The organism is Stenotrophomonas sp. Iso1 (assembly GCF_027497995.1).
Classification (GTDB): Bacteria; Pseudomonadota; Gammaproteobacteria; order Xanthomonadales; family Xanthomonadaceae; genus Stenotrophomonas.
Window position 1 is genome coordinate 86786 of the sequence record NZ_JAODBT010000005.1, and the last position, 25922, is coordinate 112707.

Annotated in this window: 30 protein-coding genes; 13 read left to right on the top strand and 17 right to left on the bottom strand. The window is 63.2% G+C overall.

The genetic code is table 11. The annotated features are described in order from the left end of the window. Positions 1 to 33 precede the first annotated feature (33 nt). A complete protein-coding gene (locus tag PAN08_RS17090) occupies positions 34 to 1050 on the top strand; it encodes a hypothetical protein (protein ID WP_269792724.1) in 1017 nt (338 codons plus the stop codon). Positions 1051 to 1238: 188 nt separating this feature from the next. On the opposite strand, the gene PAN08_RS17095 is transcribed toward PAN08_RS17090, so the two are convergent. Beyond that, positions 1239 to 1628 carry a DUF6165 family protein gene (locus tag PAN08_RS17095; RefSeq protein ID WP_269792725.1) on the bottom strand — a complete coding sequence of 130 codons (390 nt, stop codon included), beginning with the start codon at positions 1626 to 1628 and terminating at the stop codon, positions 1239 to 1241. A 145-nt stretch (positions 1629 to 1773) separates the two neighbouring features. Here PAN08_RS17095 and PAN08_RS17100 point away from each other — a divergent pair, with 145 nt between their 5' ends. Continuing rightward, positions 1774 to 2193 (top strand): hypothetical protein, encoded by a 420-nt coding sequence (locus PAN08_RS17100; RefSeq protein ID WP_269792726.1) that lies wholly within the window; start codon positions 1774 to 1776, stop codon positions 2191 to 2193. Positions 2194 to 2310: 117 nt separating this feature from the next. Here PAN08_RS17100 and PAN08_RS17105 read toward each other — a convergent pair whose 3' ends face one another. Next, entirely contained in the window at positions 2311 to 2973 is a 663-nt protein-coding gene (locus PAN08_RS17105; RefSeq protein WP_269792727.1) for a hypothetical protein, read from the bottom strand. Positions 2974 to 2977: 4 nt separating this feature from the next. Continuing rightward, a complete protein-coding gene (locus PAN08_RS17110) occupies positions 2978 to 3526 on the bottom strand; it encodes a sigma-70 family RNA polymerase sigma factor (RefSeq protein ID WP_269792728.1) in 549 nt (182 codons plus the stop codon). A gap of 443 nt (positions 3527 to 3969) precedes the next feature. Between PAN08_RS17110 and PAN08_RS17115 the strand changes: the two genes are divergently transcribed. Next, complete coding sequence (locus tag PAN08_RS17115; RefSeq protein WP_269792729.1) at positions 3970 to 4110, top strand: hypothetical protein; 141 nt, start codon at positions 3970 to 3972, stop codon at positions 4108 to 4110. Between the two features lie 282 nt (positions 4111 to 4392). Continuing rightward, entirely contained in the window at positions 4393 to 5130 is a 738-nt protein-coding gene (locus PAN08_RS17120; RefSeq protein ID WP_269792730.1) for a hypothetical protein, read from the top strand. Positions 5131 to 5399: 269 nt separating this feature from the next. On the opposite strand, the gene PAN08_RS17125 is transcribed toward PAN08_RS17120, so the two are convergent. After that, positions 5400 to 6935, bottom strand: a complete 1536-nt coding sequence (locus PAN08_RS17125) for a GGDEF domain-containing protein (protein ID WP_269792731.1) — start codon at positions 6933 to 6935, stop codon at positions 5400 to 5402. Between the two features lie 119 nt (positions 6936 to 7054). Here PAN08_RS17125 and PAN08_RS17130 point away from each other — a divergent pair, with 119 nt between their 5' ends. Then, positions 7055 to 7687: an NAD-dependent dehydratase gene (locus PAN08_RS17130; RefSeq protein WP_269792732.1), complete on the top strand. Its 633-nt coding sequence runs from the start codon at positions 7055 to 7057 to the stop codon at positions 7685 to 7687. A 132-nt stretch (positions 7688 to 7819) separates the two neighbouring features. Here the strand turns inward: PAN08_RS17130 and PAN08_RS17135 are convergent, their stop codons facing one another. The 9 genes from PAN08_RS17135 to pdhA all read right to left on the bottom strand — a co-directional run bounded on the left by PAN08_RS17135 (position 7820) and on the right by pdhA (position 14568). Then, positions 7820 to 8581 carry an SDR family NAD(P)-dependent oxidoreductase gene (locus tag PAN08_RS17135; RefSeq protein ID WP_269792733.1) on the bottom strand — a complete coding sequence of 254 codons (762 nt, stop codon included), beginning with the start codon at positions 8579 to 8581 and terminating at the stop codon, positions 7820 to 7822. Positions 8582 to 8635: 54 nt separating this feature from the next. Further along, positions 8636 to 9022: a VOC family protein gene (locus tag PAN08_RS17140; RefSeq protein ID WP_269792734.1), complete on the bottom strand. Its 387-nt coding sequence runs from the start codon at positions 9020 to 9022 to the stop codon at positions 8636 to 8638. A 30-nt stretch (positions 9023 to 9052) separates the two neighbouring features. Next, entirely contained in the window at positions 9053 to 9664 is a 612-nt protein-coding gene (locus PAN08_RS17145) for a DUF998 domain-containing protein (protein ID WP_269792735.1), read from the bottom strand. Between the two features lie 2 nt (positions 9665 to 9666). Next, positions 9667 to 9828 (bottom strand): hypothetical protein, encoded by a 162-nt coding sequence (locus PAN08_RS17150; RefSeq protein WP_269792736.1) that lies wholly within the window; start codon positions 9826 to 9828, stop codon positions 9667 to 9669. A 299-nt stretch (positions 9829 to 10127) separates the two neighbouring features. Further along, positions 10128 to 10550, bottom strand: coding sequence for a hypothetical protein (locus PAN08_RS17155; protein WP_269792737.1), 423 nt, complete (start codon positions 10548 to 10550; stop codon positions 10128 to 10130). A 159-nt stretch (positions 10551 to 10709) separates the two neighbouring features. Continuing rightward, positions 10710 to 12056: a dihydrolipoamide acetyltransferase family protein gene (locus PAN08_RS17160; protein WP_269792738.1), complete on the bottom strand. Its 1347-nt coding sequence runs from the start codon at positions 12054 to 12056 to the stop codon at positions 10710 to 10712. Beyond that, on the bottom strand, positions 12053 to 12406 hold the full coding sequence (locus PAN08_RS17165) for an SH3 domain-containing protein (RefSeq protein WP_269792739.1): 354 nt from the start codon (positions 12404 to 12406) through the stop codon (positions 12053 to 12055). Before PAN08_RS17165 ends, PAN08_RS17160 begins: the two co-directional genes overlap by 4 nt. Before the next feature lies 1 nt (position 12407). Next, positions 12408 to 13487, bottom strand: a complete 1080-nt coding sequence (locus tag PAN08_RS17170; protein WP_269792740.1) for an alpha-ketoacid dehydrogenase subunit beta — start codon at positions 13485 to 13487, stop codon at positions 12408 to 12410. Beyond that, a complete protein-coding gene (pdhA, locus tag PAN08_RS17175) occupies positions 13480 to 14568 on the bottom strand; it encodes a pyruvate dehydrogenase (acetyl-transferring) E1 component subunit alpha (protein WP_269792741.1) in 1089 nt (362 codons plus the stop codon). The genes PAN08_RS17170 and pdhA overlap by 8 nt, the downstream gene beginning before the upstream one ends. Positions 14569 to 15087: 519 nt before the next feature. On the opposite strand from pdhA, the gene PAN08_RS17180 reads away from it, so the two are divergent. The 4 genes from PAN08_RS17180 to PAN08_RS17195 all read left to right on the top strand — a co-directional run bounded on the left by PAN08_RS17180 (position 15088) and on the right by PAN08_RS17195 (position 19717). Continuing rightward, positions 15088 to 15966 carry a tryptophan 2,3-dioxygenase family protein gene (locus PAN08_RS17180; protein WP_269792742.1) on the top strand — a complete coding sequence of 293 codons (879 nt, stop codon included), beginning with the start codon at positions 15088 to 15090 and terminating at the stop codon, positions 15964 to 15966. A gap of 191 nt (positions 15967 to 16157) precedes the next feature. After that, complete coding sequence (locus PAN08_RS17185) at positions 16158 to 17666, top strand: oligopeptide:H+ symporter (RefSeq protein ID WP_269792743.1); 1509 nt, start codon at positions 16158 to 16160, stop codon at positions 17664 to 17666. A 10-nt stretch (positions 17667 to 17676) separates the two neighbouring features. Further along, a complete protein-coding gene (locus PAN08_RS17190) occupies positions 17677 to 18270 on the top strand; it encodes a thioredoxin family protein (protein WP_269792744.1) in 594 nt (197 codons plus the stop codon). A gap of 325 nt (positions 18271 to 18595) precedes the next feature. Then, on the top strand, positions 18596 to 19717 hold the full coding sequence (locus PAN08_RS17195) for a hypothetical protein (protein ID WP_269792745.1): 1122 nt from the start codon (positions 18596 to 18598) through the stop codon (positions 19715 to 19717). A gap of 101 nt (positions 19718 to 19818) precedes the next feature. Here PAN08_RS17195 and PAN08_RS17200 read toward each other — a convergent pair whose 3' ends face one another. Continuing rightward, the gene (locus PAN08_RS17200) at positions 19819 to 20313 is read right to left on the bottom strand and encodes a MarR family winged helix-turn-helix transcriptional regulator (RefSeq protein WP_057634639.1); all 495 of its coding nucleotides are present in this window, start codon (positions 20311 to 20313) and stop codon (positions 19819 to 19821) included. 174 nt (positions 20314 to 20487) lie between these two features. Here PAN08_RS17200 and hppD point away from each other — a divergent pair, with 174 nt between their 5' ends. Then, complete coding sequence (gene hppD / locus PAN08_RS17205; protein ID WP_269792835.1) at positions 20488 to 21558, top strand: 4-hydroxyphenylpyruvate dioxygenase; 1071 nt, start codon at positions 20488 to 20490, stop codon at positions 21556 to 21558. An 80-nt stretch (positions 21559 to 21638) separates the two neighbouring features. Beyond that, a complete protein-coding gene (gene hmgA / locus PAN08_RS17210) occupies positions 21639 to 22937 on the top strand; it encodes a homogentisate 1,2-dioxygenase (RefSeq protein ID WP_269792746.1) in 1299 nt (432 codons plus the stop codon). Here the strand turns inward: hmgA and PAN08_RS17215 are convergent, their stop codons facing one another. Then, a complete protein-coding gene (locus PAN08_RS17215; RefSeq protein ID WP_269792747.1) occupies positions 22938 to 23450 on the bottom strand; it encodes a hypothetical protein in 513 nt (170 codons plus the stop codon). Between the two features lie 125 nt (positions 23451 to 23575). Here PAN08_RS17215 and PAN08_RS17220 point away from each other — a divergent pair, with 125 nt between their 5' ends. Further along, positions 23576 to 24166: a lectin gene (locus PAN08_RS17220; protein WP_269792748.1), complete on the top strand. Its 591-nt coding sequence runs from the start codon at positions 23576 to 23578 to the stop codon at positions 24164 to 24166. A 70-nt stretch (positions 24167 to 24236) separates the two neighbouring features. Beyond that, positions 24237 to 25190: a calcium/sodium antiporter gene (locus tag PAN08_RS17225; protein WP_269792749.1), complete on the top strand. Its 954-nt coding sequence runs from the start codon at positions 24237 to 24239 to the stop codon at positions 25188 to 25190. A 140-nt stretch (positions 25191 to 25330) separates the two neighbouring features. Here the strand turns inward: PAN08_RS17225 and PAN08_RS17230 are convergent, their stop codons facing one another. Continuing rightward, the gene (locus PAN08_RS17230) at positions 25331 to 25681 is read right to left on the bottom strand and encodes a Na+/H+ antiporter subunit G (protein ID WP_269792750.1); all 351 of its coding nucleotides are present in this window, start codon (positions 25679 to 25681) and stop codon (positions 25331 to 25333) included. Beyond that, complete coding sequence (locus PAN08_RS17235; RefSeq protein ID WP_232151176.1) at positions 25678 to 25920, bottom strand: K+/H+ antiporter subunit F; 243 nt, start codon at positions 25918 to 25920, stop codon at positions 25678 to 25680. The genes PAN08_RS17230 and PAN08_RS17235 overlap by 4 nt, the downstream gene beginning before the upstream one ends. Positions 25921 to 25922 lie beyond the last annotated feature (2 nt).

A 25922-nucleotide genomic window follows, 5' to 3' on the forward strand; every position in this document is an offset into this window, starting at 1 on the left:
CGCCGGCAAAGCGCTGGCTCCAGGAGAGTAGTGATGCAGTTTGTTTCCCGTGGCACGCTGGCCGTCGCATTGGCCGCGGCCTGCCTGCCGGTATTGGTCCACGCCCAAGACGCTGCACCGGCCACCAAGGTGTCGGCGCAGATTTTCGTCAACGCCAGCCAGCTGGATCGCGACGGCGTGCAGACCGCCGACGAAGGCCTGGCGATGGACCTCAAGCGGACCTTCATCACCGTGGACCACCGCTTCAACGCGCGCTGGTCAGCACAGGTGACCACCGACGTGCAGTGGTTGCGCAACAGCGACGCCAGCGACCTGTGGCTGCGCCATGCTTATCTGCAGCGCAGTTTCGGCAAAGGCAGCTGGCTGCGGCTGGGCAACGCGCCGACGCCCTGGATCGCACAGGAATCGGTGCGCGAGGGTTTCCGTTATGTGGATGCCGGCCTGATCGCCCGCACCAAGCTGGGCACGCCTGCCGACTACGGTGTGCACGGCCAATACAGCCGCGGTGATTTCGTCTATGCCGCTTCGGTGGTAACCGGTGGTGGCTTCCAGAAGCCACGGCTGGGCAACCGTGCGGATGTGGAAGCCCGTGTCGGCTGGGCCCCGGCCAAGGGCGTGGAACTGGCGATGGGTGGCTATCGGGGCACCCGCGCGCAGGATTCAGGTGACCTGCCACACGAGCACACCGCGCAGCGCTGGAATGCGATGGCCAGTTGGGTCGGCGAGCGTGCACGGGTGGGCGGGCAGTATTTCCGCGCCGAAGATTGGACCCGCATCACCAAGCCGGGAAGCGACGACCAGCGTGGCTGGTCCGCCTGGAGCAGCTACCAGTTCACCCCGCAGTACGCGGTGTTCGCCCGCGTTGATGAAACCCGCATGAGTCTGGACATCGACCCGCGCACCCGCGAGCGTTATCAGCAGGTTGGCGTGGAGTGGAAGCCGAACAAGCACCTGCGCCTGGCCATGGTCGGTAAGCGCGTGGAGCAGGAAACGGTGAAAAAGAAACTGGAAAGCCATGAAGCCGGCTTGTGGGCTCAGGTAGCGTTCTAACGCAGTTTGAAGCCTTCCGCTTTAAGCCCCTCTTCCGCCTTGCGGGAGAGGGGGGAGGGGCGCCTCAGCTTCAGACGTCGCGATGACGAACGCGTCGCCACGCGCCTTGATGGAGAACCCGCAGCGTCTCCCTCATCCAGCCCTTCGGGCTACCTTCCCCGCGTGGGAGAAGGAATCGAAAGCAACCCTCACTCGCCCTGATACTGCTTCTCTTCCACCAACGCCGAACCCGCTACGCGGTTGATGTCGTTCTTCACCGCCACGCGCTCGCCGTTGGTGCCGTACACGCCGCGTGCCAGGGTGATGAATTCCGCGCCGAAATCCTGCACCGCTTCCTTGTCGCGCAGCCGATCCTGGATGTCCCACATACGCTCGTTGATTGCCTTGAGCTGGTCCTTGAGCGCGCCCAGCGTCGGTCGTGCGGTCTGCTGTTCCAACCACAGCGGCCACAGCCCGTCCAGCTCGGTGCGCACGTTGGCCAGCTTGGCTGCATCGGTGATGCGCTCGGCCTTGATTTCAAGGATGGTGATCTTGTCGATCAGTTCGCCAATCGATACCGGGGTCAGGATGGTCTGCACGTTGCTGCTGCCGTTTCAGGGATGGCGGCAATGATACCGCCCCCATATCGGCCTGCCTGAGCCAAAGGTTGCCGATGTACCGGTGTTGGTCTGCAAACGCGGGCACCACGCACAATGCCGGCTGTTCATCACAACGGAGTTGCCGATGTCATTGCGTGCCTGTCTGAGTGTGCTTGTGTTGGGTGCTGCTGCGTTCTGTGCCCGCGCGGACGAAGCCCCGTCGCTGCAGGGGGCCTGGCAGCTGCAGTCCGGTGAATTCATCAACAAAGAGGGCGTGCCAGTGGCGTACGCCAGCCAGAAACTGGCCGGCACCAAGTTGTTGGCCGATGGCCAGTTCGCCTTCACCACCACCAGTGACGGCAAGTTCTGGGCCGGCGGCTCGGGCACCTATCGCACGGAAGCCGGCCGCTATGTGGAAACGCCGCTGATGGCCTCCTACCCATTGGAAAACGGCGGTAGCTATGAATTTCGTTACACGCTGCAAGGCGATGTATGGACGCTGGAACGTTGGGAAGGCGAGCGCCGCGTAGAGCGTGAAATCTGGAAGCGCGCACCGACGCCGTAAAGCCCTATGCAAGCCGCGACGCTGACGGCCTCGCCCGACGGCGCGGCCAAGCCTCAGCGAGGGTCTGGCCCTCAGTTGCTTTGCGGCTCAGGCCGCTCCTGTCGCTGTAACGTCTGTTTACGGCGAGCCCTGCTGCAACTCGCGCAACTGTTGCTGCGCGCGTGCCAGGGAGCAGCCGGAAAGACTGTCCAGCAGGCGCTGCAGCGCATGTGTTTCAGGTAGGCGCTTCAGTACCCAACGTGCAAACGCGATGCTGCCCAGCATCGCCACCACGCCGAAGCCCAGCGTGCTCACAAACCAGCGTGGCGCCATCGCGTAAAGATCCACGCCCAGCCACTGCACGCCCAGCCACTGCATCGCCAGCAGCCACAGGCAGAACCACGGCAGGCCCAGCGCCAGCTCGGTGAGGGCGGTGAAGCGCCGCAGTTGCGCCAGCCGTGTCAATTGCTTGAGCAGTGGCACGTTGGCGGCGTCTACACGCATCGCCAGCATCGCGCGGGTGATCGACACCCAGATCGCGGCTATGCCATAGACGTGGAAAGCCAGACCGGTCAGCAGCAGTTGCGGCACCTGGCGGTGTTCAATCCAGAAGCCGGCCGCCATCACGGTGACGGCAATCCACACCAGCAGCCACGCCAACTGCACGCCGCTGAACCAGCGCAGCCGGTGACGGATATCGCGCTGGCGCGGTTGCTGCCACGCCTGCAGGGCGACGACTTCCAGCTGGTCGATACGCTGCGCCTGCTGAGCCCAGGCGGCTTTGAGTTGTTCCAGTTCCATCGCATCAACCTCGTGCGTTCGGGGTAGGGTTGGCCTGTTGCCGTAGTTGCTGGCGCAGGCGGTGCAGGCGGGTGGCGGCATTGCTCGCACTGATGCCGAGCACTTCGCCAATCTGTTGATGGCTGTAGTCGTCCAGATGCAGCAACAACAGCGCACGATCCATCGGTGGCAGCGAGTGGATCAGCGCATGCAGCTGGGCAAGCTGTGCGGCATCCTCGGCAGTGTCGGAGGTGGTCGCGAGCTGTTCGATGTAGCCCGGCTCGACATCGGCATGGTGGCGCTGCCGAAGACGCCGGCCGCGCTGCTGGGAGATGGCCACGTTCAACGCCACCCGGTACAGCCAGGTGCTGAACTGTGCTTTCTCCGGCGCAAAGGTGGGAAAGGCGCGCCAGGCCTGCACACTGATCTCCTGGATCAAATCCTGGCGGTCATCAATGTCGCGGGTCCAGGCACGCGCCACCTTGAGCACGATGCCCTGATGCTGGGCCAGCAAGCGCGCAAAGCGTTGCTGCAGGTCGATAGTGGCGTCAGTGGCAGTCACGGGGATGTCCATGCACAAGTGATTCGCACCAGTGCGGGGAATATCACAGTCATGGCTCGATCAATAGAGAAAGGATCGCCCGATCGCTGTAATTCCTCGCATTCCCGGAGCCGGCGCGTTCTGTTGGCAGTAAGTTCAAGGTCCATGGCCTGCGCCAATGGTTCGGGCTGGGAGTTCGCCGTCAGTCAATCTGCGGAAGATCGCTGCGCACTGAGTCATGCATGCCCAGATTCTTCTCGGGGACTCCATTTATCAGATCTTGCCTATGAGCATCCAGAGAATATCCCTATCTACGCATCCCGTAGGGAGCGCATAAGTTGATGTCGCGCCATGCGTTGCGCTTCGCAAAGAGTTGCTCCGCAGGGTGGGTGATTGGCTGGTTTATCCCAGGTCAACCAAATAACAGGGCACACCGGTGAAGACAGGCGTGCATAGCTTTAAAGGAGAGGATTTCAATGAGTCCATTGAGCGCATTTGAGGTGGATCTGGTTACGGGTGGTGTCTCCATGAGTGCAGATGGCAAAAGTTGTACCGATGGTCCGATGGTTGCAGCGATCAATCAGGCCCTCTCTAAGGCTGTCGGTGCGATCAGCTGAGATCGTCACAAGGAGGGGTTGCAACCAAGGGCCAGAGGTTGTGCAAGTTCAAGGAGAAGTGAATGCGTGAATTGACTGGTGGGGAAGTTCAAGCTGTTTATGGGGGAGTAAAGGGTTCCGTATCAGTTTCAAAGACAACGACCACAACTACGACCAATAACCCTGACGGGTCGACGACGACAACGGTGACGAAAGACTGGACTGCTTCGGTAAGCGTAGAGAAGTGATATTCGATGGAGGCTCCGTTGCTCGGGGCCTCCGTTTTCTTTGGAGGAGCTCTCAGTGAAACCAGCAATTCTCTTTGCCCTGATATTGCCTGCATTCAGCCCGGAATGCAGTGCGCAGTGGGCTCGAATCGACAGTGAAACCATCCGGCTTCAAGGCTCGATTGATGGGGATTCCTATGATTCCTATCTCGCCGCATCGCAGGGTGGCTATTCATCGGTGATATTGCAAAGTCCCGGAGGATCGGCCATGCCGGCGTTGATGATCGCCGAGGACATGCGACGCCATCAGCCGAAGGTACGGGTGGAAAGTCACTGTCTTTCTAGCTGTGCGAACTATCTTTTGATCGCATCGCCGGCACCCCAGGTGAATTGTGGCGGGCTTGTGGCATGGCATGGCTCACCGACATTGGATATTGACTCCTCAATCGAGGTTATGTTGATCGAGGATAAGGATCGCGGCCTGATTGAGAAATATGGCGCATGGGGACGGCGGATTCAGAAGATGGAGCGTGAGTTTTATGAAAGTGTGGGAGTGGATCAGGCACTGCTCGCCGATTCACTCGCGGTCATGCGGCGAGAAGGCGTGGGTGGAGTGTCGTCATTCTCTTTCAACGACATGACAGGCGATTATTCCGAGACTGTGTCGGCAGGCGTATGGGTGCCGACCATGGCGATCATGCAGAGGTATGGCATTGATACCCGTAACTTCTGTGAGAGCTACGACACGGACATCTCCGGCGCAGTAAAGCGATTGAAAATGAGCGCGCCATATACCTCAGCAGCTCCCGATTGATGATGTTGGTAGAGCGGTCGATGTTCAGAGATACTTTCGATCAGCGGAGCGATTCGCCACACCGATCAAATAGAATCTCGTAGCGGCCTCGACTTTGGTGCGAAGGAGGCCATCGCTCCAGGGTTGCAGGTTGCTTCCCGTCATCGGCGGAGGACCGGGTCTGAAGTCGAAATGCAGGTGCATTTTTGCCGTGCCGGTGGAATGGCACGGCAGGGCTCTGGAAAGACTCGTGGCAGTGGAGCATCCAGCCGAGGAGAGCCCGCTTTGATCTAGTCAGCGGTGCTTATGCGGTCGCGGCCGGATTCCTTGGCTGCATAGAGGGCGCGATCCGCTCGCTCCAGTAGACCTTCTGAAGACTCATTCGGATGTCGTTGCGCAATGCCCGCGCTGAAGCGCACGTGCACGCGTTGTTCCTCGTGCAGGAACGGGCGTTGAGCGAACGATTCCTGCAGGCGACGTAATAGAGCATTGGCCTGCAGCTGGTGCAGGTTTGGAAAAACCAGAACGAACTCATCACCGCCCAGGCGCGCTATATGGCATTGGCTGCTGAGTTGCATCTGTGTGATGGCCACAAGGTGGCGTAATGCACGGTCTCCACCGGCATGGCCGAACCTGGCGTTGGTCTGGCTGAAGTGGTCCAGGTCCAGCACCGCGACAGTGAGCGGGGCATCTGCATCGCGCATCGTTGTCGTCAACAACTCTTCCAGCCCGCGACGGTTCAAGGCGCCCGTCAATGCATCGGTACGCAGCTGGCTGCCGACGTCTTCCAGCTCGCGCTCTAGCTGCTGCACGCGCTGTTCGGCGGCCCTGGCTTCGGCGCGGGCGTTGGCCAGGTGGTCGCGCGCGCGAGCGGCCTGTGCCTGCACACGTACGGTGTCCTGCAGCACGTCCTGCAGCAGTTGGTTGAGGTCGGCAATGCTGCGTGCCTGGCGCACGGCAATGGCGTAGCTGGCAACGCGGTCGTGGTACTCGCCGGTTTCGATGGCCATGCCATCCACCTGGTCGAGGAAGCTGACCATCAACTGCTTCATCGCTTGCTTGGATTCGGTGATGCCCTGCCGCAGCAGCCCTTGGCGGTAGATCACCTCGCGCAGGTCGTTGCGCGTCTGCTCCAGCGAGCCGGTGTCCAGCGTGCCGGTCAGCAGTTGCCGCACATTGCGGATCTGACCCTGCAGCCAGCTCTCGCCGTCGAGCAGCTCGGTGATGTTCTCCAGCAGCATGTCGAACAGACTCAGCAGCAGGTCGTGTTGTTCCTGCATGCCGTCACTGCGCACGCCCACTTGATGACACAACTCGCGCAGGTGCTGTGCCACCGGTTCCAGCGGTTGGCCGCTGCGCCAGCCGCGCAGCTCCTGACCCATGCGTTGCGCCTGGTGCTCCAGTTCTGGCGAGTGCTGCATGAGCGGGGCCAACACCGCGCCGAGCGTATGCCCCAGCATGTCGCGCAGACGCTCGGCCTCGCTGTTGCCGGTGTTGGGTTGGTCCAGCTCGATGGTGCGGATGTATTTGTCGATCAACTGCCGCAGCAGGCGACCATAGCGGTCCCAGTCCTGGTCGCCATGCGCGCTGTGCAGGCGCTGGCCCATGTCACCCAACTCGCCAGGCAGCGTGCACATGCCTTGGGCGAAGGCATGCAGCAGCGGCTCGGGCGCGTTGCCGCCGACGAACAGGCGTTGCAGCATGGCCATGCCGCCACTCCCCGCCGGTGCCGGTGCTTCCGCCATTACCTGCGGCGCTGCGCGACGGGACAGGATGCGTCCCAGCCCAGCGCTGCCAGAAGGAGGAATGTCGTTGCTGTCGACCATTGCGGGAGGGTCCGGGCGGGAGAGCGGGCGCGCGGCTGCGCGTTCCGGGGCTGGTATCAAGGCTCCATTATCGGCAAGGTGAGGGCCGCCTTGAACTTATATAGAACACAGGAGGGCACATGCGAGTACTTCTGGCCGGATCCACCGGACTGGTGGGGGCACAGGTGTTGCGGCGCTTGCTGGCCGACCCGCGCTGCAGCGCGGTCATCGCCCCGACCCGGCGCGCGCTTACCCAGACCGCACCGAAGCTGCTGAACCCGGTCATGGATTTTGCGGCACTGCCGGCCGGAACCGCGGACTGGCAGGTGGATGCAGCCATCTGTGCATTGGGCTCGACGATGAAGCAGGCCGGGTCGCCAGAGGCATTCCGGCAGGTGGACCAGGGCTACCCGCTGGCGATCGCGCGGGCGGTGAAGGCACAGGGGTGTGACGTGTTCGCACTGAACTCGGCGATGGGCGCCAACGTGCGGTCCTGGTTCTTCTACAACCAGGTGAAGGGCGAGCTTGAACGCGACCTGCGTGCGCTGGGCTTTGCATCACTGGCCTTCGTGCGGCCGGGTTTGATTGGTGGCGAGCGGGCTGAACCCCGGCCGGGTGAGCAGTTGGCCAGCCGTGTGTTGGGGGTCTTGGCGCCGGTGTTGCCTCGTGCGTGGCGGATCAATCCGGCCGCGCGTATTGCCGATGCTTTGGTCGAAGCCGCGTTGAATCCGAAACCGGGTGTGCTGGTGATTGGATCCGCCCAACTGGCGTAGGAGTGGAATCAGACGCAAAGTCATCACGGCTCCCGGCAATGTGTAGCCCGCAATCAACTGATGCGAAATTGCAGTTGTATGCGTGGTTGGACGCACTTTCAGTGTTGCAGCTGACACTGCCCCTGCAGAAACTCAGGTGGGCAGCGATTGCCCACCGTCCACGGCCAGCACCTGCCCGGTGATCCAGCGTGCGGCCGGTGAGCACAGGAACACGGCTGCGCGCGCTACGTCATCAACCTCGCCGAAACCGCCGAACGGAATTTTGGCGCGGATCTGTTCGTACAAAGCCGGCTCCTCGCTGCGCCGTCGGTCCCACAGGCCATTGGGGAATTCGATGGAACCCGGGGCGATGGCGTTGACGCGGATGCGTTCGCGCGCCAGTTCGGTCGCCAGCGATGTTGTGTAGTAATTCAGTGCAGCCTTGGCGGCCGAATATGCCGCCGCGCGCGGTGTTGGCACCAGGGCATTGATCGAACTGATGTTGAGGATGGCCGGCATCGCGCTGTTGCGCAGGTGCGGCAATGCGGCGCGATTGGTGCGCACTGCTGCCATCAAGTCGATATCGAAGCCGGCTTGCCAACTGGCATCGTCGTTGCCGTTGCCATACCCGGAAGCGTTGTTGATGACGATGTCGATACCCCCGAGCGCGCTGGCGGCCGCGTCCACCCAGTGCTGAATCTGTGCGGGGTCGGCAAGGTCGCAGGGCTGCATATGCACGGCGCTTGCGCCGGCGTCTTTCAACGCAATGCCGGCGTGCTGCAATACAAGCGGATCGCGCGCGCAGATGCCAACGTGGGCGCCAGCTTCTGCAAAGGCGCGGGCGATTGCCAGGCCGATGCCGCGGCTGCCACCGGCAACCAGGACGCGCGCCTTGGCGAGGGGAGAGGAAGGCATCGTTGCAACTCCGATTGCAGAGAGATGCCGGCCATTATCCGCCTGCTGGCAGCATTACTCCCAGATGGTGGGCGCAGGACCGCGCTCGGGGTGTTTCATCTGCACGATGCAGAAGCGATGCCCCGTGGGCGCTTCCATCACCCACCAGCGTTTGACGAAGGCGATGCGTTTGGCGCCCAGTGTTTCGAGCCGATTGGCCTCGGCATCGATGTCATCGGCTTCGATATCCAGATGTACGCGCGAAGCGTGGTCGACACGCTGCACTTCAACATGCAAGCCGGCCGGTGCGCCGAGTAGCCCGGTGTACTGTGCGCCGTCTTCTTCTGTGTAGCCCGGCTCAACGGTCAGCCCCAAGGCGGCGGCCCAGAAGGTGGCGGCGCGGTCGCTGTCGGTGTCCTGACAATCAATGATGAAACCGGCCAAACGGCTGCGGTGACTCATGGCGTTGCTCCGGAAGCGTGGAGGTGCAGTTTATTCCGGGGTGAGCGAGCTTGCAGGAGAGGCCAGCCGCCATGCAGTGATGCTCAGCGTGCCATATACCAACCATTCGGCCAGGCGTTGCAGCAGCCCGCGCCAGTCATGCAGCGGCGGTGCGCCCATCAGCACGAACAGCAGCAGCCAGGCGATCGCCAGTGCGATCCACAGCAAGCGGGTGGTGCGTTTCATCTGCGGCGTGGTGGCCAGCAGCAACAAGCCAAGCGTGGTGCCCAGAAAAGTGAATACGCCGAGCAGATTGTGTAGTGCCTGCGACAGACTGCCCACTTGCGGACACCCCAGGTCGCAGGGCGCCAGGGCTGAGCCGACCCATGCCAATGGCTCGCACAGCAGCAACCAATAGCCGGCACGGCTGACTCCGGACACGGGTACGCGTGCAGCCATTGCCCACAGCAGCAACGCGGCCAGCACGCCAACTGGAATGAAGCCGCCGATGCTGATCAACCGCGCATGCGCGCTGCCGGTAGCGCCGAGTTCGCTGATGTACTGGGATAGTGCCGAGTAGCCCGGCTTCAGTGCTGCGCCGCCAAACAGCATGACGACGTAGACGAGCACGAACAACACGATGAGCCGGCGTGGGTTACGCATCGTCAGTAGGGTGTGCGGGAAAGGAACAACTCAACCTTGCCACAGGAGGCACAGGCATACAGGTCGAATGCTTCACCATGGACGAACAGTTCGCCCAGATCACCGAGCAGGAACGGCATCGCCTGTGTGTCCTCTTGGAGACGACGGCGTCCGATGAAATCCATCGTCGTGCCTGGACAGCGCGAGCATTCCATTTGCCGCGTTGATGGGCCGTTGCGCGTCTGTTGGTTCGCTTCGGGAGCGGCAGGGGAGCCATCCGCCTGCGTACTGCAACGCCAGCACTGGCGCGCGTCGGCCCCATTGCGTTCACCGCATTGCGTACAGATCCAGGCGTTCATGGGGATTCACCCAATCCTGTTTGTGGCCGGCCGGCGTAGGGTAACGCCGGCCGTTGCAAATGGCCGTGACAAACAGGGTAGTGCCGAGGGTGGAACGCCCGGTCCTGCCGCGGGCTGCTGGTGTATCAGTCGATGGGGGGCGCGTGCAGTTCGGTGAACAGCACGTTCTGCGCCTTGCGGGCCATCGAGCGCGGCACTTTGGCAACGAAGGTGCTGCCGCTCAGCGCCATGTCGCCCTTGATGATCAGGCCGTTGATGCGGGTGTAACTGCGGAACGTATAGCGATTAGCGTCACGAGTGACTTCCAGGAACATCGGCGACGTCAGGAAGCCCTTGCCCTTGCGATACCGCAGGGTCTGGCCGGTTTCGTTGTCCAGGTAATACCCGTTGGTCTGTGCCCATGCGGCGACCTTGCCCAGCACATCTTCATCGCTGGTCAGCGTTGTCTGGTCGAACGGCCGGCCACTGTTTTTGGCCATCAATGCCATCACGTTCAATGCACCCAGGCCGATAACCGCGCCGACCACCATCCCTGTCACCATCCCCATGCGTACTTCCTGTGTGTTGTGTTGTTAAGTGCGCAAGCATGCCAGCGGAATTGTTCGTTCGCGATGAATCGCTCGTATCGGTGCTCTTGAAAGTGATGCAGTCGACATAAAAAAAGCCCGCATTGCTGCGGGCTCATGTCTTGCTTCAAAACGGTTCGCTCAGTTCGCGCGTGCCAGATCGTCGATCAGCGCGCGCAGGAAGCGGGCGGCATCGCCGCCGGTGCAGGCGCGGTGGTCGAAAGTGACCGACAGCGGGATGACCTTGTGTGTTTCCACGCCGCCCATCACTGGGGTGAGCTGGAAACGCGCGCGGCCGGCAGCGACGATCGCCACGCACGGCGGTACGACGACCGGCGTTGCATAGCGGCCGGCGAACATGCCGAAGTTGGACAGCGAGATGGTATAGCCGCTCAACTCGGACGGGGCGATGGAGCGATCCTCGACTTGTTGACGCAGACGATTGATGCCTTCGCGCACGCCGCGTGCATCGAGCATGTCGGCATTGCGCAATGCCGGTACGAACAGACCGTCGTCGGTGTCCACGGCAATGCCGATATCGACCTGCGCATGCAGGGTGCGGGTGAGGTTGTCGCCGTCGAACCAGGCATTCATGGCCGGCACGGTCTGGCAGGCGACGACGATGGCACGCACCAGGCGCGAGGTCATGTCATTGCCCGGTGCCCAGGCATGGATGTCGGCATCGTCGTTCAGCGTGGTCGGTACAACCTTGCTGTGCGCGTCGGCCATCACCCGCGCCATATTGCGACGCACGCCTTTCAGTGGTTCCGGCTGGCCCTTGGCGACCACGCCCGGAGGCGCGGTACGCATCGGCTTGCCGGCAGCGGAGAGCGGGGTGCGGGTGGCTTCGGCGCGCGCAACCGGTGCCGGTGCGTTGACCGCCTGCGGTACGGCAGCGGGAGCGCTGCCAACCTTCGCGGTGCCAGCTTCGGCAGCCTGCTTCACATCATTCATCGTCACCGCGCCTTCGGCGCCGGTGGCGCGCACGCGGGTCAGATCAACGCCCAGCTTGCGTGCCATCGCACGCACCGCCGGCATCGCTTTGACGCCACCGACGGCCACGGCCTGTTCGGTGTGCACGGCGTTGGAACTGACCATTGCGCCTACCACGGTGCCTTCGTCGGCGCGTTCGGCAGCAGTAGCTGGCGCCGGTGTTGCAGCCGGTGCCGGCGCCGGGGCGGCCGGTGCCGGTGCGCCGTGGTGATGGCCGGTGTCCTGGCCTTCGGCACGCTGCGGCAGGTTCGGGTCGATCTCGAAGTGCGCCAGCATGTGGCCGGTCACCACGATGTCACCGGGCGCGCCCGCCAGTTTCAGTATCTTGCCGGACACCGGCGAAGGCACTTCCACCACCGCTTTGGCGGTCTCCATCGACACCAGCGGCTCGTCCAGCTTGATTACATCGCCTTCCTTGACGAACCACTCCACGATGGTGGCGTCCGGCAGGCCTTCGCCCAGGTCGGGCAGGTTGAAGCTTTTGGTCTGGCTCATGTGCAGTTCTCTTCCAGCAATTCAAGTTCGCGTGCCGGTACCCAGCCCTGCGCGCCATCGGCGCGTTCGGACCACCACCAGCCGCCATGTTCGTGATGCAGCCGCACCTGTTCGCCGCTATCCACATCCAGTTCCCGGGCACTGTAATCGCGCAGGGCTTCGGCGCGACCATCATCCAATGGTTGCAGCCATGCCACGGGTGCCCAGCCAGCGCTGCCTTCGTCGGTTTTCACCCAGGCGAAGGCAGGCCATTCTTCATCGCGCACGCCAAGTTCAACAATCTGCCCGGCGTGGAACTTCAGTGGATTTGGATATTGGCTGCGGTGGCTGCCATGCAGGCGTGCCAGCATGTCAGCCCGCCGCTACCGAACGTTTGGCCGCCGCCACAATCCGCTCAACGCTGGGCAGGTACTTCATCTCCAGGCGGAACAGCGGGATGTGGGTGTCATAGCCGGTAACGCGCTCAACCGGAGCCAGCAGGTCGTACATCGACTCTTCGGCCAGGCGTGCGGCGATCTCCGCACCAAAGCCCGCGGTCTTCGGGGCTTCCTGCACGATCACGCAGCGGCCGGTCTTGGCCACCGACTCGGCGATGGTGGCGAAGTCGAGCGGACGCAGCGTAGCCACGTCGATGACTTCGGCACTGATGCCTTCGCCGGCCAGTTTGTCGGCCGCTTCCAATGCTTCCTTCACCTGTGCGCCCCAGGTCACCAGGGTTACGTCGGTGCCGTCACGCAGCACGAAGCACACGTCCAGCGGCAGCGCTTCGCCGTCGTTGGCGACCACTTCCTTGTACTGGCGATAGATGCGCTTGGGCTCCATGTAGATCACCGGATCCGGATCGCGGATCGCGGCCAGCAGCAGGCCGTAGGCACGCTGCGGGCTGGATGGCAGTACCACGCGCAGGCCCGGCACGTTGGTGAAGATGGCTTCGTTGGCTTCGCTGTGGTGCTCCGGTGCACGGATACCGCCACCCCACGGCACGCGCAGCACCATCGGGCAATGCAGACGGCCGCGGGTACGGTTACGCAGGCGTGCGGCGTGGCAGATGATGTGGTCGACCATCGGGTAAACGAAGCCATCGAACTGCGCTTCGGCCACCGGCTTCATGCCCTGTGCGGCCAGGCCGACGGTGAGGCCGGCGATGGTGGTTTCGTCCAGCGGTGTATCCAGCACGCGCTGCGCACCGAACTGCTGCTGCAGGCCGGCGGTGGCGCGGAACACGCCGCCGTTCACGCCCACGTCCTCGCCCAGCACCAGCACCGAGGAGTCATGTTCCATTTCCCATGCCAACGCCTGTGTGACGGCTTCGATAAGGGTGATGGGAGTGGCGGTCATGGTGGTTTCTCCGCTGTTGCTCGCCGCACTGTGGGCGGTGCCGTGGTCATGGCTGACCGAAGTGCCGGGAACGGCGCGCTTGATGTCATCCATGACGCTGCTCCAGGGCGATGGCAGAAGCACGCTGGGCCAGCAGATCCGGCGGCGGATCGGCGTACAGGAAATCGAACATGGCTTCGACCGGCTGCACCGGGCAGTTGAGATAGGCGTTGACCTCCTCGTCCACACGGGTGCCGCATTCGGTGATCCAGTTCTTTTCTTCCTCTTCGCTCCACACGCCGTGTGCGGTGAGGTACTTGCGCAGGCGGATCAGCGGCTCGTTCAGCCAGGCTGCCTTCACTTCGGCATCGTCGCGGTAGCGGCGTGCGTCGTCGGCGGTGGTGTGGTCGGACAGGCGGTAGGTGAGGAACTCCAGCACCGTGCCACCTTCGCCGGACAGTGCACGCTCGCGTGCCTGCTCCATTGCGGCGAGTACGGCGATCAGGTCGTTGCCGTCCACCTGCAGGCAGAACAGGCCGCCAGCCAGGCCCTTCTGGGCCAGCGTCTCAGCGCCGGTCTGGGCCGAACGTGGTACCGAAATGGCCCAGCCGTTGTTGACGATGCACAGGATCAGCGGGAGCTTGTAGGCGCCGGCGGAATTGAGCGCAGCGTAGAAGTCGGTCTTGGAGCTGCCGCCGTCACCGCAGACGGTCACTGCCACCTGCGGCATGCCGCGCAGCTTGAACGACAGTGCCGAGCCGGCCGCGTGCAGGCACTGGGTCGAGATCGGCACGCAGATCGGGAAATCGCGCACGGCATCGCTGTCGCGGTCGTAGTCGCTGCCACGCTCGTCGCCGCCCCAGTACATCAGGACGTCACGCGGACGCACGCCGCGCATGAACATGGCGCCGTACTCGCGGTAGCTGGGAGCGAACACGTCACCGGTCTTCATCGACGCGCCGATGCCGACGTGGGCCGCTTCGTGGCCCAGGCAGGAGGCAAAGGTGCCGAGCTTGCCGGTGCGCTGCAGCGCCACGGCCTTGGTGTCGAACACCCGCGTGGCCAGCATCTGCCGGAACATCGGCAGCAGCGCACGGGGGTCGCGCAGCGACTCGGGGAGGTCATTGCGTACAAGGGCGCCGTCGGCATCCAGATACTGCAGGTATTCGATTTGGAACTGGGCGGAAACCGTCATTGCATCAACACCTTGAACAGATGGTTTCAAATGATAGGAATTGCACATGGTAAGGACTCAGTCCGAAAAAGCCGTCCTGCGGCGCAGCACGAATGACCGTACAAGGGTTGGCTTGGTTCCATGGGTCACGCGCTCGCTGAGCAAACACAACGTATTCAGTCAGATTGGGCGTGGCCGGTGCATTGTCGCGCCGGTCGCCGTTGCAAATGTTCTGATTCTGTTTGCGCGGGCGTGGGGTATGGCGGCCGTTCGGATTGGGGCCGGGCAAGCTCTCCGGATTCCGGATTCCGGATTCCGGGTTGCTCGGCTTGGCTCTTCCCCCACCCTCGGTGAAAGAGACGGGTAGGGGCCGGTCATCGAAGGCCATGCACGCCGGTGGCGCAGTGGTTCCGCGCCTTGCCCGGAAAGGGGCCTTCCCAGGGAAGCCATAACGCGGCCGGCTTCCCTTCACTGCATCTGGTTCCCGTGCCGGTATCGGCCTGCGTTACGCTTTGCGCCCCCGCGCAGATGGCAAGGCCGATGACCGTAGAAAAAAACCAGCGTGAGCTCGAAGCAGGTATCCACACTGACCTGCAGGGCCGGCTCACCTACGGCGGCTATCTGCGCCTGGATCAGTTGCTGTCCGCGCAGCAGCCGTTGTCCAACCCGCCGCACCACGACGAAATGCTCTTCATCATCCAGCACCAGACCTCGGAGCTGTGGCTGAAGCTGCTGGCCCACGAACTGCGTGCGGCCATGGCCCACCTGCAGCGCGATGAAGTCTGGCAATGCCGCAAGGTGCTGGCGCGCAGCAAGCAGGTACTGCGTCTGCTGACCGAGCAATGGGCGGTGCTGGAAACCCTCACCCCGTCCGAGTACATGGGCTTTCGGGATGTACTGGGACCGTCCTCGGGCTTCCAGTCGCTGCAATACCGCTATATCGAGTTCCTGCTGGGCAACAAGAACGCGGACATGCTCAACGTCTTCGCTCACGACCCGGACGGGCAGGCGCAACTGCGCCAGGTGCTGGAGGCGCCAAGCCTGTACGAGGAGTTCCTGGCCTACCTGTCGCGCTTCGGCCACCCCATCCCGGCCACATACGAAGGCCACGACTGGACCCAGCCACACGTCAGCGACCCGGCGTTGCGGCAGGTGTTCGAAGGCATCTACCAGGACACTGACCGCTACTGGCGCGAGTACTCGCTGTGCGAGGACATGGTGGACCTGGAAACCCAGTTCCAGCTTTGGCGTTTCCGCCACATGCGTACCGTGATGCGGGTGATCGGTTTCAAGCGCGGCACCGGCGGCTCCAGCGGGGTGGGCTTCCTGCGCCAGGCGTTGGAGTTGACGTTCTTCCCCGAGCTGTTTGAAGTGCGTACCAGCATCCGTACGGATCCCGCAGCGCCTGCAGGAACCTGATAATCAAACGCATTCAGTGCGTTATGTCATGCAATGACCGAATTTGCGGCATTGCAGCATCGCATTTGGCGGGTGTCTGGCCGATTGTGTGTCGATTTGACGTGAAGCCGACGCTTCTGTGATCCTCGCCCGTCGCGCCGGTTCCGGCCGACTTCTTCGTATTTGCCTACTTGCTTTCAGGGGACACCCGCATGAGCGCTGCCGCGCCGAATTCCGCATCAACCCCGGCGCCTGTGCCGGAGTTCAAGACCACCCTTGGTCACCCGCGTCCCTTGTGGATGCTGTTCATGACCGAGTTCTGGGAGCGTTTTGCTTTCTACGGCATCCGCTGGGCGCTGGTGTTGTACATCGTGTCGCAGTTCTACGGCGGCAACGCCTCGGGCGAGGAATCGGCCAGTCACACCTACGGTGCCTACCTGGCGCTGGTGTATGCGGGTGCGATCTTTGGTGGTTACGCGGCTGACCGGATCATTGGTTACCAACGCTCGATCCTGATGGGCGCGGTGATCATGGCCGCTGGCCTGTTCATGATCGCCATCCCCAACCAACAGGTGTTCAACCTGGGCCTGGCCACGATCATCGTGGGCAACGGCCTGTTCAAGCCGAACATCTCCACGATGGTGGGCAAGCTGTACAAGCTGGATGATGAGCGCCGCGACTCGGGCTTCACCATCTTCTACATGGGCATCAACATGGGTGCGATGATCTCGCCGATCCTCACCCAGATCCTGGCCGAGAAGGTATTCGGCACCGATGCGATGCCGGCTTACAAGATGGTGTTCATCGCCTCGGGCATCGGCATGCTGGTGAGCCTGTTGTGGTTCCAGCTTGAGCGCCGCCACCTCAAGGGCATCGGTGCACCGTTGCCGGACAAGCAGGGCAGTGGCCCGGTCATCAAGACCGCCATTGCCTGCCTGGTTGCCATCCCGGTGATGTACGGCCTGCTCAATGCCGGCGCCAACGTGCTGCAAGTGATCCTGACCGTGATGTTCATCGGCCTGGGCATCATGCTGCTGATCGAAGGTGTCCGCGAAGGCAAGGTCGCGCGCAACCGCGTGATCGCGATGCTGATCATCTTTACCTTCAACGTGCTGTTCTGGATGTTCTTCGAGCAGGCTGGCAGCTCCTTCACCTTCCTGGCAGACCGCATCGTCGACCGCCAGTTCGGTGACTGGACCTTCCCGACCGCATGGTTCCAGTCGGTCAACTCGGTGGCCATCATCACCCTGGCGCCGCTCCTGGCCTGGCTGTGGGTGCGCTTGGGCAAGGTCAATCCGTCGATCCCGCGCAAGTTCGGCCTGGGCCTGATCTTCAACGGCCTGGCGTTCCTGCTGCTGATGTTCGCCCTGTCCAGCCTGCTTGACCCGGGCACCAACAAAATCCCGTTCTGGACGCTGTTTGCGGTGTACTGGATCCAGTCCATCGGTGAGCTGTGCCTGTCTCCGATTGGTCTGTCGATGGTGACCAAGCTGGCACCCGTGCGTTTGGTCGGCTTTGCGATGGGCGGTTGGTTCTTGTCCACCGGCATCGGCAACAACCTGGCCGGTCTGTTCGCCGGCCACGTCAGCGGCGCCGGTGGCATGACGGTGCAGTCGGCCCATGCCGGTTACACGATGGGCTTCTGGATCCTGATCGGCGGCGGTGTGTTGCTGTTCCTGATCGCCCCGCTGGTGCAGAAACTGATGCATGGCGTGAAGTGAGGAAGCAATGATGAAAATTCTGTTCGGCGTGATTCCCCTGTTGCTCACCGTGGCACTGGCCGGTTGCAACCCGCCGCCAGCGCCGGCGCCGGAAAAGGTGCAGCCGCTGGATACTTCCGAACAGAAAGCGCCGGTGGCCGATACCAGCCAGCCGGTGGCATCGGGCAATACCCCCACTGCGGCGGACATCGCCGCAGTGGCGGGGCTCAACGCGCAGTTCGACCCAGCCCGTGACCCGGCCGCCGACCTGGAAACGGCCAAGGTCGAGGCCCAGCGCGGCGGCAAGCGGATCATGTTGGACGTGGGTGGCGAGTGGTGCTCGTGGTGCCACCTGCTGGACGCCTTCATGGAAGGCGATTCGGAGATCCGCCGCTTCCGCGATGCCAACTACGTGTGGATGAAGGTCAACTACAGCGAGGACAACGAGAACAGGGCGTTCCTGTCCCGCTTCCCGGCGATCAAGGGCTACCCGCACCTGTTCGTACTGGATGGCGAAGGCCAACTGTTGCACTCGCAGTTCACCGGTGAATTGGAGAAGGGCAAGGGTTACGACCGCACCAAGTTCTTTGCCTTCCTCAAGGAATGGGCGCCGCCGGCGAAGTAAGGCGGCCGTTCTGCAGTAGACAGCGGCGCCTCAGGGCGCCGTTGTTGTGTGCGGCATCGGCATCGGTACCGGCTTCGCTTCCTTGCCTTGCACAAGAGGGCATGAGGCGCTTGATTCGGTGGCCGCTGCACGGCAAAAACTTGCCTGGAACAATGCCGAGGTAGCTTTCAACTTTCGAGCGCTTATCGGGCGGCACACCAGAAGAGCACAAGCAGTTCTCTTCTCACCCACGCCTGCGGCAAAAGAGGATTGCAAACCTTTATTTCCCTGACGCCCGGCCGCTAACGAATCAATCCTTCTGCATCCGGCCAAGGCGTCTTTCACCATGCAGCCCGCTGCCAGCACTGATTCCAGCACTGACGAATCCCTCGTGCACGATCCCGCCGGGGTTAGCCTGCCGACCGTGGATGAATTGCTGGACGACGCTCCCGCCATTGATGACGCATTGCCGGCGCAACCGCATTCACGCCTGCCGCAGGCCGCGGTGCCACCCAACATCATGTTGCAGGCGGCCGTGACGCGGCTGGTGGAGCAGAAGGAACAGGTCGATCAGCTGGCCCGCAACGGCCTGCTGGCCGGGTTGTTGCCGTCGGAATGGAGCGCATCGCCGGGCAATGAGCTGCGCGCCTTTGTTGCCTCGGTGGTGCCGTTCGCCTCGGACAGCGCGCGCGGTGAAACCATCGCAGCGCGAGTACCGCTCAAATTCCTGTTGGGACATTCACAGCGCTGGGGCAGGCACGACGTCGCTGAGCCCAAATCGCTAACGGCCTATCTGGGCAGTGATGATCGCTCGGTCCCCGGCAATGCCGACCTGGCCGAGGTGATGTTGCTGTCACCACTCGGCTTGGCATGGGCGCATGCAGGGCGCGGCAGAGTGGGCTTTCTGCGCGCAATGGGGGCGGAAACCCTGGCCGCGCGCGTCACCGCCTTGCCGTATCCGGCGGCGGAACAGTTGGCGTTGTATCTGGCCGATTGCGATGGCGTGGCGCAAGTCTGGTGTGTACTGGACAAGCGCAAGTTGCGCGCGCTGTCGGTGCCGTCACTGACGCTGCCGCTACTGTCCGCGTATGGCGTGGGCGCGCCAGAACCCTGGCCGTCGAACTGGCCTGAGCCGGCTGAAGTTGGCGCCGAGTTGGCGCGGCTACGCAGCGGAAAGTCCATTGTCGAGGTGGATCTGGTCAGGCTGGTGGACAAAATCGGGCGTGACCGGGCGGGCGAGGCCTGGAGCGGCGCAAGCCTGATGCAGCTGCACACCTGGGTGCCACGCTGGCGCTTTTTCCTGACCTCGTTCATCGGCCTGCCCGCCGCCTTGCTGCTGATCGCGGCGCTGGCGCTGCCCGGCCGCGTGGAAGCGGCGGCAGTCGCGGCAGCGCTGGGCTTTGCCGGTGGCGCCATTGCCGCACTGGCCGCGCCGTGGATCTACGCGCGGCGCAAGCACCTGAGCTGAGCAACGCGCCTTCCGTGGAACCGCGTCAGGCGTGACGCTTCATCGGGATGCTTCGGCGGAGCAAGGCTCCGCACTCCCGGTGATGGGCCAGGGTGCCGGAGTCAGCCTTCAGCCATGCGTGATAGACCCGCTTCGGCCAGGCGTGTGATCAAGCGCTCCAGCACCTGTTCCTCTTCCTCGGTCAGCACCGACATCAAGCGGCGGTCCATCTCGATGACCATCGGCGCGATGGTCTCGTAGACCTCGAACCCGGCCGCCGACAGCGCCAGCACCGAGCGACGGCGGTCGTCCCCGTGTGTCTCGCGTTTGATGAAACCCCGCTCCAGCAGGCGCGCCACCGCGCGGCTGACGGCCACTTTGTCCATCGCCGTGCGCTCGGACACTTCGCTGGCCGAGGAGCCCGGATACAGCGCCAGAATGGTGATTACTCGCCATTCGGGAATGGCAAGGCCATAGCGCTCACCATAGAGCCGGGCGATGTTGCCGCTGACCCGGTTGGACAGGACGCTGATGCGATAGGGCAGGAATTGCTCCAGATCCAACAGGACATTTGAGGCCCGGATGCTGGTGGACTTGCTGTAGTCGGAAGAACTCATGCTGCAGTGCACCTTGATGGTGGTTTCATGTGAAACTATAACCTTCGACACTGATCCGTAAAATTGCGCGGATCTCCCTGTTTTCCTGTCGCCGCCCTTGGGCGACGGTCACGCTCCCGGAGGCAACCCATGAACACTGAAACCCACGCTGCAACCCACGCACCCAACCTGGGCATGCAGGTCACCACCTTCGAAAACCCGATGGGTATTGATGGTTTTGAGTTCGTCGAGTTCGCAGCGCCGGCCGGGCAGGCCGCCCAGCTGCATGCGTACTTCCGAAACATGGGATTCACTGCGGTACTTCGCCACCGGCAGCGTGCTATTACCGTCTACCGTCAAGGCGGCGTCAACTTTCTCGTGAACGAGGAGCCGGACTCCTTTGCCGCCGACTTCGCCGGCAAGCACGGCCCGAGTGCCTGCGGCTTCGCCATCCGCTTCCAGAAGCCGGCCGCCGAAGTACTGGCCGCCGCGCTGGGCAATGGTGCCGAGGAAGTCACCCTGCTGGCCGACTCGCGTGCGGTGCCGGCCCCGGTGATCAAGGGCATCGGCGATTGCATGCTTTACCTGGTGGACCGTTACGGCGACAAGGGCAGCATCTATGACGCCGATTACGTGCCGGTGGAAGGTGCCGATCAGAATCCGAAGGGCTTCGGCCTGACCTTCATCGACCACCTCACCCACAACCTCTACCTGGGCAACATGCAGCAGTGGTCGGACTACTACGAGCGTCTGTTCAACTTCCGCGAGATCCGCTACTTCGACATCAAGGGTGCCAAGACCGGCCTGGTGTCCAAGGCAATGACCGCGCCAGACGGCATCGTGCGCATCCCGCTCAATGAGTCGTCCGACCCGAAGAGCCAGATCAACGAATATCTGGACGCGTACAAGGGTGAGGGCATCCAGCACATCGCCTGTTTCACCGACAACATCTACGACACCGTTGAGGCAATGCGCGAGCAGGGCATTGAATTCCTGGACACGCCGGACAGTTATTTCGACGTGGTCGATCTGCGCATTCCAGACAACGGCGAAGACGTGCCGCGCCTGCGTCGGAACAAGATCCTGATTGATGCCGACCCGGAAACCAAACAGCGCAAGCTGCTGCAGATTTTCACCACCAACTGCATTGGCCCGATCTTCTTTGAGATCATCCAGCGCAAGGGCAATGAAGGCTTTGGCGAAGGTAACTTCCAGGCGCTGTTTGAGAGCATCGAGCGCGACCAGATGAAGCGTGGCGTGCTGTAAGACGTAACGGGCTGTAGGACCATGCCCCTCTCCCGCAAGGAGAGGGGCTTTAAAAAGCAAAATACAGGCAGGCAACCAGCATGGTCAGCAACGGTTATCAATCTGGCTTCGGCAATGAGTTCGCGACCGAGGCCGTGCCCGGCACCTTGCCGGTGGGGCGCAACTCGCCGCAACGCGTCGCGCATGGTCTGTATGCCGAGCAGCTGACCGGTACCGCGTTCACCGCGCCGCGCGGTAGCAATCGCCGCAGCTGGCTGTACCGTATTCGTCCGGCGGTGATGCACGGCGAGTTCACGCCGTTCGAGCAACCGCAACTACACAGCAATTTCAGCCACGCCGCAGTGTCGCCCAACCAGCTGCGCTGGGATCCACTGCCGCTGCCCACCGCGCCTACCGATTTCATCGAAGGCCTGTACACCATGGGCGGCAATGGCGGGCCCGAGGCGCATGCCGGTGCTGGCATCCACCTGTACGCGGCCAATGCCGACATGCGCGGCCGCTACTTTTACAACGCCGATGGCGAACTGCTGATCGTGCCGCAGCTCGGTCGCCTGCGTCTGCGCACCGAGATGGGTGTGATCGATATCGAACCGCAGCAGATTGCGGTGATCCCGCGCGGCGTGCGCTTTGCTGTCGATCTGCCGGATGGGCAGGCGCGTGGCTATGTGTGTGAGAACTTCGGCGCGCTGCTCAAGCTGCCCGATCTGGGGCCGATCGGCAGCAACGGTCTGGCCAATCCGCGTGATTTTGAAACGCCGGTTGCCGCTTACGAAAACCTGGAAGGCCAGTTCGAGCTGGTCGCCAAGTTCCACGGCCGGCTGTGGCGTGCGGACATCAATCACTCGCCATTGGATGTGGTGGGTTGGCATGGCAACTTCGCGCCGTATCGTTACGACCTGCGTCACTTCAACGCCATCGGTTCGATCAGCCATGACCACCCGGATCCGTCGATCTTCCTGGTGCTGCATTCGGCCAGCGACACGCCCGGTACCAGCAATCTGGATTTCGTAATCTTCCCGCCGCGTTGGCTGGTGGCGCAGAACACGTTCCGGCCGCCGTGGTTCCACCGCAATATCGCCAGCGAGTTCATGGGCCTGATCCACGGCGCTTACGACGCCAAGGCCGAAGGCTTCGTGCCCGGTGGCGCGTCGCTGCACAACTGCATGAGCGGCCACGGACCGGATGCGGCCACCTTCGACAAGGCGTCCAACGCGGACTTGTCCAAGCCGGACGTGATCACCGAAACCATGGCGTTCATGTTCGAGACGCGCGGGGTGATCTGCCCGACCGAGCAGGCCATCGCTGCCACGCATCGCCAGCGTGGCTACCAGGCCTGCTGGAGTGGCCTGCGCGACAACTTCACGCCGCCCAAGGGGTGATCAAACCGGCAGCGGTGCGTTATCGAGCACCGCTGCCAGATGCGCCTCAGGCAATACTTCCTGCAGGCGCCCGCGTACACGCTGCGCGTAGCCCTCGGAAGTCAGGGCCGGCAGGTGTGCCAGTGCCAGCTGCAGCGCATTGATGGTGTCCTCTTCCTCGCGCGTGGCCTGCAATACGCGATGCAACTGCGCAGCGGTCGGGTTGCGTTGCAGCGCCAGGATGTCCAGCACGTAGATGCGTGCGGCCACCATCGAGCGGCGGCGCTCGACCGGGGGCGCTGGGGTTGCCACCGTCGCAACGAGCGGCGCGGTACTAGCGTCATCGGTATCCAGGTAACCGCTGCGCTGCAGTTGTGTGATCAGCGTGGGAGCATCGGTGCCCAGCAGCACGCTCAGTTCGGCGAGGCTGCGCTTGCCGTCGCACAGGATCAGCGCGCGCCGCTGGCGTAGGTCCAGCGGGGCCCGGTGGGCTTGGAGCACGGTATGAGCGAGTTCGGTCTTGCGCGGATGCATGATCGGACGAGGCGACAGCGCGGGGGCCCCAGCCTGCTGGGCGCAGGTGAAAGCACGATGACAACTGGCACGCCAACGACAGGGTTGTGGTTAGACTCGGCCCGGTTTCCCTCTGGAGTCGCCGCATGACCCGCACCGCACTGTCCTTGACCGTATTGGTTGCCCTGCTGGCCGCGTGCAACCGCACGCCAGAGCCCGTCGCTGCGCCGCAGACGGCACCGGCTCCTGAGGCCGCTCCCGCTCCGGCGCCCGCCGCCGGGACCGTCGCCACAAGTGATGCTGATTGGCAAGGCTATGGCCCCGCACAGCTGGGTGTGGATGCCGAACAACTGGTCACGGCATGGGGCTCGGAGTTGCAGGGCGATGCTGCGGCCGATGGCGGCTGCTATTACCTGCAACCGGTCGGGCAGGGCGAGGGCGGCGTGGCCTTCATGATCGAGTCCGGGCATTTCGTTCGCTACGACCTGCGCACGGCCGACATCGCAGCGCCGGGGGGCGGCAAGGTGGGGCTGGATCTGGCACAGCTGCAGGCGCTGTATCCGCAGGCGGAGGCGCCGCAGCCGCATAAGTACGTGGAAGGCGGCAAAGTGCTGCGCGTGCCGGCAGCCGATGGCAGCCGGGGCGTGCTGGTGTTCGAGCTGGGCGCCGACGGCAAGGCCAGCGCATGGCGGGTGGGCGTGCCACCGCAGGTGGACTACGTCGAAGGCTGCGGCTGATACGCTTTGCCAGACCCATTCTGGTGCGACGTGATCAAGACGTTCGTGCCGCCGTCGCCGGGAGAGACGTGTGATGTTTGAAGCAATCGTGTGGTTTGTTCTGGGGCTGGTACTGCTGGCGTTGGGCGGTGACTCCATCGTCAAGGCGGCCTCGGGTCTGGCACAACGCTTCGGCGCTTCGCCCTTCGTCGCCGGCCTGCTGCTGGTGGCGTTCGGCACGTCACTGCCGGAGCTGGTGGTCAATGTGCGCGCGTTTGCCGTGGGGGCGCAGGAGTTGGCGCTGGGCAACGCGGTAGGCAGCAACATCGTCAACGTCGGCCTGACCCTGGCCCTGGCGGCAATGGCTTACCCGCTGGTGGTACGTACGCGGCTGTTGTCGCCCTTGCTGGTGTTGCTGGCGGTGGCGTCGCTGGCGTTGATCGTGTTTGGCCTGGACGGCGCCATCAGCCGCATTGAAGGCATCGTGTTGCTGCTGGGCTTTGTCGCCGTGCTGGCGTTCCTGTTGTCGCGTGCGCGCCGCGAACCGGTCGAACTGCAGGAAAGTATTGCCAACTACGCCACAACCCGCACCGTGCTCGGGTTGAACATCATTCGCTTGATCATTGCCGCCGTGGTGCTGTATTACGGCGCGCGCTGGGTGGTGCAGGCCGCACCGGTAATCGGTGCCGGCTGGGGCATGTCGCCGTTGCTGGCGGGTTTGTTGCCGGTGGCCATCGGCACCGCACTGCCGGAGATGGCTGCGGCCATCGCGGCGGCACGTCGTGGCCAGGGCGACATGGTGGTGGGCCACGTGATTGGTTCAAGCCTGTTCAATCTGCTGGTGGTGGTGGGGGGCATGGCGGCGCTGCGGCCGATGCCGTTGCCGGCCTCGTTCGTGCGGCTGGAACTGCCGGCGGCCATCGTCTTTGTACTGATGCTGTACCCGATGCTGCGCGGCGATTTGAAGATCACCCGTGGCGAAGGCGGCGTGTTGTTCGTCGCGTTCCTGGCATGGGTTGGCCTGGAGTTGGCGCTGCTGTATTGAGCGCAGCGGCGATGGCCTGCATTGTGAAGCCATCGAGGTACTTGCCCTCGTGGCTGGCTGCCTTTAGACGAATTCAGCTGTTTTGAAAGGGCGCATGCTGCGCGGCTTAAGCCGCTCCCAAGGCAGACGCCTGCGCAGCATCAGGGCTGCGGCGGGTCCGCTTCGGCGCTCTTTTTGGTCGGTGGCTCGGGCCGGCTTTCCATCATCAGCGACAGCGCGGCCTTGGCCATCAGGTGGGCGCTGATCGGTGCGGTGATGAACAGGAATACGGTGATCAGCAGTTCGCGTGGCTGCGGGTCCACGCCCAGGAAGATGTGGTACGCCACCGAGCACACCAGCACGCAGCCCACGCCCAGCGTGCTGGCCTTGGTTGGTGCATGCAGGCGCTTGAAGAAATCGGAAAAGCGCACCAGCCCCAGTGCGCCGACCAGGATGAAGAAGCAGCCGAACACGAGCAGTGCCGACAACGCAATCTGCAGGAAAGTAATCATTCGACGATGTCCCGACGCAGCACATATTTGCTCAGCACCACCGTGCTGCCGAAACCGAGCATGGCGATCACCAGCGCTGCCTCAAAGTAGATGGCCGAATCCAGATACAGGCCAAACAACATCAGCTCGGCGATAGCGGTGATGGACAGCGTATCCAGCGCAAGGATGCGGTCGGGCACGGTCGGGCCGCGCAGCAGGCGCCACAGCGACAGCAGCATCGCCACACCAACCACATGCATGC